Raw genomic sequence first — 12099 nt, forward strand, 5'->3', positions numbered from 1 at the left:
GGCGGGTGCCGCCATATCCTTTGATGCGCGACAACTCGAAGGGTTGAAATCCCCGGGCCTCAACGGTGCGTTCGGGATTAGCGAAGGGTTTGCGCGGATTCTGGGCGGAAGTGGTCTGCAAGCCGAACCCCAGGCCAACGGTACTTATGTCCTGCGACCAGCTCCGGCTGCCGGCTCGGCCCTTGAACTGGGCGCGACCAACATCAATGGGCAAATGCTCGGCGCGACCACCGAAAACAGCGGCTCGTACACTACGGGTGCGGTGACTATCGGCAAGGGTGAGCACTCACTCAGGGAAACGCCGCAGTCGGTCACGGTGATGACGCGCAAGATGCTCGATGACCAGAACCTGAACACCATCGACCAGGTCATGGAAAAGACCCCAGGCATCACCGTTTACGACTCGACCATGGGCGGCAAGTATTTCTACTCGCGCGGGTTTCGCATGTCGGGCCAGTATCAGTACGACGGCGTCCCTCTGGACATGGGCAGCCTCTATGTTCAGGCCGACAGTTTCAGCGGTGACATGGCCTACTACGACCGTGTCGAAATCCTTCGCGGCGCAGCCGGGATGATGAAAGGTTCAGGTGGTACCGCCGGCGGGGTGAACTTCGTGCGCAAACGCGGCCAGACGGCCCCGCACACCGACATCACGCTCTCCGGTGGCAGCTGGGACAACTATCGCGGACAGGTCGACACCGGTGGCCCGCTGAACGAATCCGGGACCCTGCGGGGGCGGGCCGTTGTCGCCGAGCAAAGTCGGCATTACTCGGTAGATGACGCCAGTCGCAAGGATCAGGTGTATTACGGCGCGCTCGACGCTGATTTGAGCCCCGACACGACACTCGGCCTGGGCGTTGCCTATGAAGATGTGGACGCCAACCCTTGCTGGGGTGGCCTGCCGCGTTACCGGGACCGCAGCGATTTGAAGCTCAGCCGCTCGACCTGCCTCGATCCTTCGTGGAACACGTGGCGCAGCCAGCGCACCACCGTTTTCAGTGATTTGAATCACCGGTTCAATGATGACTGGAGCTTGAAGGTCGCCAGTGTTTATACAAAAAACACCCAGGACATCAAGTACGCATTCGCTTCCGGCGCCGTGACGCCTGGCACCAATACCACCGGCATGCTGGGCAGCATGTACGATTACGATCAAGTCGATTACGGCCTTGATGCGTACGTGGATGGCAAGTTCAACGCGTTCGGCCAGCAACATGAATTGATCGTGGGCGCCAACGCCAGCCGTTCAAAAAAGGACGACTTCTACTCGGTGGCGTTTCTGAAGCAACGCCAGAATGTGTTCAACCCCGACAAACATATTCCGGAGCCGGATGACAGTTACTTTATCGACAACTCGTCTCGCGGCGGGCCGGTCAATTCGGTGACCAAACAGAAGGGCATTTACTCGACACTGCGGTTGAAACTGGCTGATCCGCTGACATTCGTCGTCGGCAGTCGGGTGAGCTGGTACTACTCCGAAACCGACTCCGACTTCATCAACACAGGCACCTCGGAACATTCCAGCGCTACCGAGACCGGGCAGGTGACGCCGTTTGCCGGTGTGCTGCTGGACCTGAACGAGAACTTGACGGCCTATGCCAGCTACTCGGATATCTTTACCCCGCAAGGCAATTTCCGCTCGGAAGACGGTTCGGCGCTCAAGCCGCTCGTGGGCCAGAGCTATGAGCTGGGGATCAAGGGCGCCTGGTTCGACGGTCGCCTGAACAGTTCCTTCAACCTGTTCCGTACGATCCAGAAAGATCAGGCGCAGACGGACTACAACTCATCCTGTCCTTCATCCGATGGTTACTGCTACGTCAATGCCGGCAAGGTTCGCGCCCAGGGATTCGAGGCCGAGGTCAGCGGTGAAGTCATTGAGCGCCTGCAAGTGCTGGCGGGTTACACCTATACCCAGACCAAAACCCTCGACGACATCGACACCAGCCTGAACGGCGCAGCGTTCAACAGTTATGTGCCTCGGCATGTGCTGCGCATGTGGGGCGATTACGCCCTGAGCGGGCCGCTTGAGCGATTCACGATCGGTGCCGGCGTCAACGCGCAAAGCGATAACTTCCGGGTTTCACCCTCCAGTGGCGAAAAAATCAGCCAGTCAGGTTATGCGGTCTGGAACGGCCGCATCGGTTACCGCATCGACGACACCTGGTCGGTTGCGCTCAACGGCAACAACCTGTTCGACAAGCGCTACTACACCACCATCGGTACCGAGACCTTCGGCAACTACTACGGTGATCCACGCAACTTTATGGTGTCGGTCAAAGCGAGTTTTTAACGCAGGCCGCGCAGAAAACGACGCATAACCCGTGAACGAAATGCCCGCTTCGCAAGAAGCGGGCATTTTTTTGGGTTCTTCACACAGTCCCGGGAAACACAAAAACAATAACGGCCCGCAACTGCCAATTCGACATCGTCTGGTAAGCGCAAAACCTGTAGGAGCCGGCTTGCTGGCGATGCGGTCTTGAGCTTTACGTTGCCCGTTCGGACGTCATCGCCGGCAAGCCGGCTCCTACAGGGGAGCGCTGTTCACCGCTTGCTGAACGCCAACCGCGCCGCAAACAGAACAAAGATCATGCCCGTCGTGCGGTCCATCCACTTGATGACTTTTTCACGCCGCAGCACCAGGGCGAGTGGCTGTGTAGCGCGAATCAACGTCAATGACCAGATCAAGCCGAGCACCACGTGAATGCTGACCAGGCCAAAAGTCCAGGCAATCAGCGAATGGCCCTGGGGAATGAACTGAGGGAGAAAAGAGACGTAAAAAATGCCGATTTTTGGATTGAGCACATTCCCCATCATGCCTTTCAGAAACCAGTTGGCCGTTGGTTTTGCGTCCGTTTCGAGGGGCGACAGCGAGCGGCGCGGGCGCAGCAGCATGTTCAGGCCCAGCCACGCCAGGTAAGCGGCGCCGCAGTATTTCAGGACGTTGAAGGCCAGTTCCGAGACCGCAATCAACGCGCCCAGGCCAAAAGCGACCGCAGCGCCCCACAGAAAGCAGCCAGCATTGATGCCCAATGCCGCGCGGAAGGCCTGTTGTCGGCCTTCCACCGTTGCGGTTCGCAGGATCAATGCGGTATCGAGGCCGGGCGTCAGTGTCAGCAACGTGGCCGCGAAGGTAAAGGCGAGTAGATTGTCGGCGATGGACATGGGCGTGCGCTTCCAAAAGAGGATGCGCGCACGTTATCACGCGGCGACCTATCGGTTGTGCGCGACGTCGGCCAATTGAGCGGTGTCCACGCGAACAAAAGTGGAGTCGCCCACCGCCGTGAGCACGTCCCCGGCGTAGATCTCGCAGATGACCCGTGTCTTGCGCCCGACATCACCTTCGACTTTCGCCCGCAGGGTCAGCGGGACACCCATCGGCGTCGGCTTGATGAACTTGATGCCGAGGTTGCCCGTGACGCAATTGATGCGCGGAAGGCTGGCGGGGTCGCGGTTTTCCGCCCGGTAGTGATAGGCCATCGCGGTCCAGTTGGAATGGCAATCCACCAGCATCGCGATCAAACCGCCGTAGACCAGATCCGGCCAGCCGCAATACCTGGCGTCGGGCACGTGCTCGGCGATGACATGCACGCCGTCTTCATGCCAGTAGCTCTTGACGTGCAGCCCATGTGGGTTGCGGCTGGCACAGCCATAACAAACGCCTTCCGGCGCCGCGGTGTCTTGCAGGGAAATGTCGGGTGTGGACATGCCTGGGTCATCCTCAAAAGTGTGGGCTGAACATTTTCCGATTCTAACGCCGAACGGATAGCCGCGTTCATTCCCTGTGCAGGCGTCAGTTCATTCCTCGGCGGTGTCTGGAAGCCTGGCAATCACCTTGATCTCGAATTGAAAGCCATACAGCCACGTTACGCCGACTCCGGTCAACGTCGGGTGCGGTGCGTTACCCCAGAACTCCGGCACGATCTTCCAGATGGTTTCGAAGGTCGATTCGGGGTCGACGATGAATACGGTGACATCAATCACATCGTCGAAGGTGCAACCGGCCGCCACGAGGATCGCGTTCAAATTGGTGAAGGCGAGCCGCACCTGTTTCTCCAGATCCGGTTCGGGCGATCCATCCTCAGCGCTGCCGACTTGCCCCGAGACGAACAAAAAGCCGTTGGAGCGAATAGCCGGCGAGTAGCGATTGCGCTCATATAGCGCCTGGCGTTTGGCTGGGAAAACAACATCGCGCTGCGTCATGTAAGGCCTCCATCAAGGGCTCTGTGTGAACGATGAAGGGACTGTAAGGACTTGCATCGGGGCGATAAACGAGCAACCTTGGCCAGCACTGTTTGTGATATCCAAACAATCCTATCGATACCTGGGGCTGCAATGGACCGTTTTGATGCAATGCAGGCATTCGCGCGCGTGGTGGAGGCGGGCAGTTTCACCAAGGCGGCCGAAACCCTGCACATGAGCAAGACCACCGTGACCCAACTGGTGCAGCAACTGGAGGCACGGTTGCGCGTCAAGTTGCTCAACCGCACCACGCGCAAGGTCAACGTCACGGCTGATGGCGCCGTCTATTACGAGCGGGTGTTGCGGCTGCTGGCCGACATGGACGATGCCGAAACCAGCCTGTCCGGTGCGTCGACGTTGCCCAGAGGCCGGCTGCGCGTGGATGTGCCGAGCCCGCTGGCGAGGATGATTCTGGTGCCAGCATTGCCTGCGTTTTATGCGCGATACCCGGACATCCAGATCGACATGGGCGTCAGCGATCGCATCGTCGACATCATCGATGAAAACGTCGATTGCGTGGTGCGCGGCGGCGAGCTGATGGACCAGTCGCTGATGGCCCGGCGTGTCGCTGACCTGCCGCTTGGGGTGTTTGCAGCACCGAGCTATCTGGCTCGCGTCGGCGTGCCTTTGCATCCGCAAGAGCTGGAGGATTCGGATCATCGAGTCGTCGGCTTTTTGTGGGCGCGCACCGGCAAACCGGTGCCCTACGCGATGTACAACGAACGTGAGCGTGTGCAGGTCAAAGGACGTTATGTGCTGGCCGTCGATGATGGCAACGCATTTCTTGCGGCGGGCCTCGCCGGGCTCGGTGTGCTTTGGCTGCCCAAATACATGTCCCGGGACTACGAGGCTCGCGGTGAATTGGTACCGCTGTTCGAGGACTGGAGTCTCGAGACGATGCCCTTGTATGTGGCCTTCCCGCCGAACCGGCACATCAGCCTGAAGCTGCGCGTGTTTATTGATTGGGTGGTCGAGTTGATGGCGCAGCATGCGCCGGTTGCTGATCGGCCGGGGGCATGAGGCTAGGGGGTAACGATCCCTTTTGCCGCAACCATTCGTTTGATCAATAACCATCATCAAGAATCGCAAGTTCTGTTTTTTCGCCAAGGGAGGAGGATAGCCACATACCGAATTCGCCACCGAAGGAACCTGCGCGATGAGAATCTCTACCCTGCTGGCCCTTGTCGTTGTCCTGACCGGCAGCATTGCCGCCACCGTGCCGGCATACGCCGCCGAACAGTCCTGCCACTTCCCGCCGGTCGCCGACAGCGCCGCGACGTTGCAACACGCGCAATCGGTGGGCGTGCTCTACAGCGAAAACACCGTCAGCACCCTCGAATACCTTGAGCAGTACCACTCGGTCGCGCTGAACGGCGCGAAGAACCCGGAACTGGATTCACGCATCAGCAGCGCCTTCGTCGACAGCTCTGATCCGAAACGGGCGATCAACTGGCTGATGGGGTCGTTGCAGAAAGAGTTTGCCTCGGTGACGGTCTACGACAACCTCGATGCGCTGGTGCAGGCGCACCCGGACGTGGTGGTGATGCTCGACACTTACAGCCGCCTGGTGTCCAAGCGCAATAACCAGGTTGAAGCGCGGTTCATGGCCAAATTCTACGACTCGAACCTGCAATACATCGGCAAGGCCGAAGGCTCGCGCGCACAACAAATGCCTTCGGTCTGGGTGCATGGCAAAGCCGCACCGGAGATCGCCGCGCAGATCGACCAGCAAACCGCATTGCAAGTGAATGCACTGAAACAGTTCGACACCTCGCTGAAGGCGCTGGTGACCTCAGGCCATGTGGCTCAAATCGCGATCAACTGACGCTTCACCGCAATCCTGTAGGAGCCGGCTTGCCGGCGATGGGGCCCTCTGAACCCTGCATCGATTGTGTTTGCACAAAGGTTTGGCTAATCTCGCACAAACCCGCAAATTCAGGCATAAACATGCATGACCATCACTCGGCCGCCGAACTCCCTCATCTGCGCCGGCAGAAAATCCTGCTGATCCTCGAACGTGACGGCAAGGTCATGGCCTCCGAGTTGAGTCAGCATTTCGCCGTCTCGGAAGACACCATCCGCCGGGACCTGTCGGAGTTGGCCACGGCAGGCCTGGTGCAACGCGTGCACGGCGGCGCGCTGCCTCGGCCCAAGGACACGGGCAAGGATTACTTCACGCGGGTCAGCGAAACCGATGAGGTGAAAACCCACCTCGCGCAGCTCGCCGCCAGTCGCGTGGAGAATGGCCAGATCGTGATGTTCGATTCCGGCACCACCACGCTGCAAATCGCACGTTCGTTGCCTTCGGACATTTCCATCACCGCCATCACGACCTCGCCAATGACCGCCATCACCCTGGCCGAATACAAAGGCATCAAGGTGATTCTGGCAGGCGGGCAACTCAACCTCGCGACGATGTCGGTCAGCGGACACGAGACCGTGCGCTTGTTGCAGGGCATCAAGGCGGATGTGCTGTTCACCGGGGTTTGCGCGATTCATCCGCAAGTTGGCATCAGCTCGTTGCACTTCGATGAGGTGCCGGTGAAACAGGCGCTGCTCGACAGTGCTTCGCAGGTGATCGCCGTCACCACGGCGGACAAACTGGGCGCGGTCGAGCCGTTTGTGGTCGCGCCGTGCAACCGTATCCATACGCTGATCACCGAGCGCCATGTGGCGTCGGGCGATGTCGGGGATTATCGGAAACTGGGGATCGAGGTGGTTCAGGCGCTGGCCTGAACCTGTCCCTCTGGCGTTTCAGCTCAACACGAAATCGACGGGTTCAAGGGCCGGGGGAAGTTGTGTTTCACCCAGTGCCGCGAGGATTTCGCGCTCGATGTTGCGCACCATCGCATGGGTCGGCAGATCGTTTTCGTCACGCCCGAACGGGTCCTCCAGTTCATCGCCAATCGCATCCAGGCCGAAGAACGTGTAGCTGACAATGGCGGTGAAAACCGGTGTCAGCCAGCCCAGCGACTCTGCCATGGCGAAGGGCAGCAAGAGGCAGAAAAGGTAGGTCGTGCGGTGCAGCAGCAGGGTGTAGGCGAAGGGCAGTGGCGTGTGCTTGATCCGTTCGCAGGCCGCTTGCGACCGGCTCAGGCTCGTCAGGTGGTTGGCCATGATCGTGTAGCGAAACTCACTGATGGCTTCGGACTCGCCGAGTGCTGAACATTGCTCACCGACATGGTTGAGAATTCGCCCGCTGATGTCCGGCGCGTTGTCGTCCGGCCTCGGCTCAAGCCACTCACCAGCAGCGTCCAGTTCGCGCTTGCCGTGCAATTTTGCGTTCAACGCGTGGGCGAACCCGCAAAGGTTGCGCAGGATGTTCTGCCGCACGTGCGCGTCCTTGATCACTTGGGTTTCGCGGATCATCGAACGGATCGCGACGATCATTTCGCCCCAGGCTTTACGGGCTTCGTACCAGCGGTCATAACAGGCGTTGTTGCGAAAGCTCATGAAAATCGAGAGCGACAGGCCGAGCAAGGTGAACGGCGTCGCGTTCACTTTGGCGAAGTAGTTGGGGTGCAGGCTTTCCACGAGCACGATGATGGACGCCAGCAGCGTCACCATCAGGCAACGCAGCGCAATTTTCCTGGCAATCGAGCCCTTGAGCGAAGTGAGGATGTTGATCAGATTGGGTTTGGGGCGGATGATCATGGTGCTTTGCCTGTGTCGGAGGGCGCTGTTCACGAAATCAGTGCGCGCAGGCTAGAAGCAACGGGCCGGGGCGTCCAATCACTTTAGATGACCAGTTGATTGACAGAGTCTATGACAACGCCAAACGCGGATCTGTATCTGTAGGAGCGAGCCTGCTCGCGATGGACGTTAACGATAACGCGTTGTCCTGAATGAACGCGGCGCCCTGAAGTCCATCGCGAGCAGGCTCGCTCCTACAGGAGATGCGGTTTACGGCGAACCGAACATCACTGTCCAGTAAATCCCCGAATCGCTCTTCGGGTCCACCGCATACGCCGCGCCCAGCTCGTGATATTGCGGGTTCATCAGGTTCGCGCAGTGACCGGGGCTGGCGACCCAGCCATCGACGACCTTGCGCACGCTGTCTTGCCCGGCGGCGATGTTCTCGCCGATCTGTTGGCCGCTGTAACCCGCCAGTTCTGCCCGGTCACCCGGCGTGCGACCGTCGCGGTCCTTGTGATCGAAGTAATTGTTGTTGGCCATGGACCGCGCATGCGTCTCGGCGGCTGTCGCCAGTGTGGCGTTCCAGGTCAACGGCGTGGCAGCGGCAAAGGATTGCGTGCCGCACTGACGTGGACGGCTGCGGGCGACGTTGAGTTCGGCCAGCAGCTTCTGGCCTTCCGCCTGCCAGTCGCCCAGGCGCGCGCTCAACAATGGACGGGCCACCACGATGCGCCATTCACGGTCCTGGCGGCTCACGCCGATGTCGACGAATTGCGGATCGAGCACGATCTGGCAAAAGCTCTCCTGGATCGCTTTCATCGCCGCCGCCGCATCGCGCGGCCCGGACAGGCTGATCGCCTGCACGTTCTTCATCGGATAATTCGCGGCGACCATGGCCTGTTGCAGATTGCCGATGCTGGTGGCGGACAACGCCAGCCGTGGATCACCCGCCAGCGGCGGCAGTTCCGACGAGACCTGGCCTGCGCACCGCTGGTTCTGGCTGCGGTAATCGTTGATCGAGTCGATCAGTTGTTTCTCGTCGGCCGCCAGCGCATTCATGGCGAACAACAGCCCCAGCGACAACGTGGCAAGACGCAAAACGGGTGGCAGGACACGCATGGAAATCTCCCTTGTTCGGACTGCGCCCATGATGCGCGATTTCACCCCTGTGAGCGCAATGCCTTTTCGCTCCGAAATACAGGTTGTCGGCCATCTGTCGAAATGAAAACGGGCAACTACAATCAAGCGATGTCGCCGGCCAGGGCGCTCAGCGTCGACAGTTTGATGCTTGAATCCAGTCTACTCAGAAGGGTCGATCATGCGCTTGATTTGGATAGCAACCTGCTTTGCAATCACGCTACTCGGCGGCCAGGCATCGGCGACTGAACAGGAACAAAAAAAGGAAGCGGCCGAAAACAAGGCCGAAGTGTTGGAACAGAAAGCGGCGGAGAAGGGGGCCGATGTGCCGGTGCCCAAGTCCGAAGCGATTACCACCTCCGAAGTGCAGGCGGTCGACCCGGCAGGCGCGTCGCCGCTGGACGATGCAATCACCTGCCTGGCGCGCTCCATTTATTGGGAAGCCAAGGGCAAATCCTCCGCCGACATGGAAGCCGTGGCCAGCGTGGTGATGAATCGCCTGGGCCATGAGGGCTTTCCGGACACGGTGTGCGCGGTGGTCAAACAAGGTTCTGAAACCAAGAATTGCCAGTTTTCCTGGTGGTGTGACGGGCGTTCCGACCAGGTCCAGGAAGAAACCCAATACACGATCGCCAAGGAAATCGCGCGCAAGGCACTCAACAAACAGCTCAACGACCGCACCAACGGGGCGATGTATTTCCACGACCGCAACGTGAACCCCGATTGGGCCGGCAAATACATCAAGACCACCGAAACCAGCATGTTTCTCTTCTATAAGCCCAAGGGTGGAGAGGCCCATTAGCGATGTCATCTGGATGTCATCGAACCCATGTAAAAATTCTTGCAAACCGTCTTGAACGTTCAGCGGGCCTGGGTCTGCTGACAGATGAATTTGCAAGGAATACCTCAATGAAAGGAGATGCCTCCCTGTTTGCGGCCATCGACCTGGGTTCCAATGCGTTTCGCATGATGATCGGCCAGTCGGTCAAGCGGAATCAGCAACTGGTGATCCAGGAAGTGAAAACCCTGCGCGAGCCGGTGCGTCTGGCGGAGGGTTTTCAGGGCGGTGCGCTGGACGAAATGGCACTGGATCGTGGATGGCAGGCACTCGCGCGATTCGGCAAAAAGTTACGCGGCTTTGAGCCCGGTCGTGTGCGGGCGGTGGCGACCAGCGCCGTGCGTGAAGCCGACAATGCCCAATTGTTCCTGGCCAGCGCTGAGCGGCATCTGGGTTTTCGCATCGACGTGATCTCCGGGCATGAAGAAGCGCGGCTGGTTTACGCCGGTGTGGCCCACACGGTTCCCGGTACGGAACGCAAACGGCTGGTGATCGACGTCGGTGGCGGCTCCACGGAATTGATCCTCGGGCAGGGCGCGCAGCCGCTGTTGACCGAGAGCATTGCCATCGGCAGCGGCACCTTTGGTGCGCGTTATTTTCAAGGTGGGCGCATCACCGCCCCGGCGCTGCTGGAAGCCGAGCGTGTCGCCACCCTGCAATTCGAACGCGTGGCGCGCCGTTATCGCTCGCTGGGCTGGCAGCAGGTGATCGGCTCATCAGGCACCGCACGGATGCTCGCCAAAGTGCTCAAGGCCAACGGTTTGAACGACGAAGGCCAGAGCGGCATTACCTACAGCGGCCTGTTGCGCCTGTCGCTGCGCCTGCTGGAAGTGGGGCACGTCAATCAACTCAGGCTCGCGGGCCTGCAAAGTCACCGCCTGAGCATCCTGCCCGGTGGGCTGGTGCTGATGCTGGCAGCGTTCAAAGTCTTCGGCGTCTCGCACATGACACCGTCCGAGCCCGGTTTGCGGTTCGGAGTGCTGCATGGGTTGATGTCCCGGCACTGAGTGCCAGCCACGATCCCTTCATAACTTCGCATAGTTCAACGCATCGACCACGGCTGAGCCTCGTGTTGCCGGCTAACGGCTTTCCGTTAGGTGTAGACCTGATCAGGGCGTACAGTGCAAGTTAGATGGCCTGAAAAGCTATCAAGCCTCCTTTGCGGTCATCAGGAATAGGCGTCATGCACGAGATCGGCCTCATCGTTTACCCCGAATTCCAGGTGCTGGGCCTGGCCATGTGTGCGGCGTTCGAAATGGCCAACGGCGCCGTCGATGAACCGGTGTACAGCCTCACCTTGTTGTCGGAACACGGCGGGACGGTGCAGACCTCCGCCGGTTTCGGCGTGGAAACCACCGCGTTCGATCAGCGCTCGTTCGACACGCTGCTCGTGATGGGCGACAACCTGATCCGTCCGGTTTCTTCGGGCATGGTGGCGTTTCTGCGCAGCGCCAGTCAGACCTGCCGCCGGGTCGGCTCGATCTGCACCGGTGCCATCGCGCTGGCCGAGGCCGGTCTGCTCGATGGCCGGCGAGCAACCACGCACTGGTGCCATGCGCCTGCGTTGCAACGGGCTTACCCGAAGGTGAAGGTGGAGGAGGACCGGATCTTCATCAACGACGGCAACGTCTGGACCGCTGCGGGCATGAGTGCCTGTGTCGATCTTGCATTGGCCCTGGTGGAAAGTGACCTCGGTGCAGAAGTGGCGCGGCGGGTGGCCCGGCAATTGGTGGTGTACCACCGACGCGCGGGCGGGCAGTCGCAGTTTTCGGTGATGCTTGAACTTGAGCCCAAGACTGACCGCATTCAAGCTGCGTTGACCTATGCCAAGCAGCATTTGAAGTCCGAGTTGTCGGTCGAGGAACTGGCCAGCGCCGCCAACCTCAGCCCGCGACAGTTCAGTCGCGTCTTCCATGCCGAAACCGGTCAATCACCCGCCAAGGCCATTGAAAACCTGCGGGTGGAGGCCGCGCGCCTGATGATGGAAACCGGCCGGCACGCCATCGATGTGGTGGCGACAGAGACCGGTTTTGGTGATCGCGAGCGGATGCGCCGGGCGTTTATTCGCGCCTTTGGTCAACCACCGCAAGTCATCCAGCGTGCGAATCGAGGTTGACGTTGTAGGAGTCGGCTTGCTGCGAGCGGCGTTCCGGCGATGGCGTCATTGAAATCGCCATCGCTGGCAAGCCAGCTCCCACAGGTTTTGTGTGAACGAATGATCCCGAACCTCCGCGTAATCTGTAGGAGCC

Annotated in this window: 12 protein-coding genes; 7 read left to right on the forward strand and 5 right to left on the reverse strand. The window is 59.9% G+C overall.

Translation table 11 applies throughout. The features are described 5' to 3' along the window. A partial coding sequence (locus PMI32_RS28085; RefSeq protein WP_008024108.1) for a TonB-dependent siderophore receptor occupies positions 1–2290 on the forward strand: 2290 nt, incomplete at its 5' end. A 251-nt stretch (positions 2291–2541) separates the two neighbouring features. On the opposite strand, the gene PMI32_RS28080 is transcribed toward PMI32_RS28085, so the two are convergent. The 3 genes from PMI32_RS28080 to PMI32_RS28070 form a co-directional block, all read right to left on the reverse strand. After that, positions 2542–3162, reverse strand: coding sequence for a LysE family translocator (locus PMI32_RS28080; RefSeq protein ID WP_008024109.1), 621 nt, complete (start codon positions 3160–3162; stop codon positions 2542–2544). Between the two features lie 48 nt (positions 3163–3210). Further along, positions 3211–3705 (reverse strand): PaaI family thioesterase, encoded by a 495-nt coding sequence (locus PMI32_RS28075; protein WP_008024111.1) that lies wholly within the window; start codon positions 3703–3705, stop codon positions 3211–3213. Between the two features lie 90 nt (positions 3706–3795). Then, positions 3796–4200, reverse strand: a complete 405-nt coding sequence (locus PMI32_RS28070) for a RidA family protein (RefSeq protein ID WP_008024112.1) — start codon at positions 4198–4200, stop codon at positions 3796–3798. Positions 4201–4332: 132 nt separating this feature from the next. On the opposite strand from PMI32_RS28070, the gene PMI32_RS28065 reads away from it, so the two are divergent. The 3 genes from PMI32_RS28065 to PMI32_RS28055 all read left to right on the forward strand — a co-directional run bounded on the left by PMI32_RS28065 (position 4333) and on the right by PMI32_RS28055 (position 6975). Further along, the gene (locus tag PMI32_RS28065; RefSeq protein ID WP_008024114.1) at positions 4333–5259 is read left to right on the forward strand and encodes a LysR family transcriptional regulator; all 927 of its coding nucleotides are present in this window, start codon (positions 4333–4335) and stop codon (positions 5257–5259) included. 136 nt (positions 5260–5395) lie between these two features. Then, positions 5396–6064, forward strand: a complete 669-nt coding sequence (locus tag PMI32_RS28060) for a hypothetical protein (RefSeq protein ID WP_008024117.1) — start codon at positions 5396–5398, stop codon at positions 6062–6064. A gap of 122 nt (positions 6065–6186) precedes the next feature. Then, positions 6187–6975, forward strand: a complete 789-nt coding sequence (locus tag PMI32_RS28055) for a DeoR/GlpR family DNA-binding transcription regulator (protein ID WP_008024119.1) — start codon at positions 6187–6189, stop codon at positions 6973–6975. A gap of 18 nt (positions 6976–6993) precedes the next feature. On the opposite strand, the gene PMI32_RS28050 is transcribed toward PMI32_RS28055, so the two are convergent. Together PMI32_RS28050 and PMI32_RS28045 are read right to left on the reverse strand one after the other, a co-directional pair. After that, complete coding sequence (locus PMI32_RS28050; RefSeq protein ID WP_008024122.1) at positions 6994–7893, reverse strand: bestrophin family protein; 900 nt, start codon at positions 7891–7893, stop codon at positions 6994–6996. A gap of 249 nt (positions 7894–8142) precedes the next feature. Further along, positions 8143–8994: a CAP domain-containing protein gene (locus PMI32_RS28045; protein ID WP_008024123.1), complete on the reverse strand. Its 852-nt coding sequence runs from the start codon at positions 8992–8994 to the stop codon at positions 8143–8145. Between the two features lie 199 nt (positions 8995–9193). On the opposite strand from PMI32_RS28045, the gene PMI32_RS28040 reads away from it, so the two are divergent. The 3 genes from PMI32_RS28040 to PMI32_RS28030 all read left to right on the forward strand — a co-directional run bounded on the left by PMI32_RS28040 (position 9194) and on the right by PMI32_RS28030 (position 11966). Then, positions 9194–9814 (forward strand): cell wall hydrolase, encoded by a 621-nt coding sequence (locus tag PMI32_RS28040; RefSeq protein ID WP_008024125.1) that lies wholly within the window; start codon positions 9194–9196, stop codon positions 9812–9814. A gap of 107 nt (positions 9815–9921) precedes the next feature. After that, positions 9922–10857 (forward strand): Ppx/GppA phosphatase family protein, encoded by a 936-nt coding sequence (locus tag PMI32_RS28035; RefSeq protein WP_008024127.1) that lies wholly within the window; start codon positions 9922–9924, stop codon positions 10855–10857. Between the two features lie 176 nt (positions 10858–11033). Next, positions 11034–11966: a GlxA family transcriptional regulator gene (locus tag PMI32_RS28030; protein WP_008024129.1), complete on the forward strand. Its 933-nt coding sequence runs from the start codon at positions 11034–11036 to the stop codon at positions 11964–11966. Positions 11967–12099 lie beyond the last annotated feature (133 nt).

It is taken from the genome of Pseudomonas sp. GM60 (assembly GCF_000282415.1).
GTDB lineage: Bacteria > Pseudomonadota > Gammaproteobacteria > Pseudomonadales > Pseudomonadaceae > Aquipseudomonas > Aquipseudomonas migulae.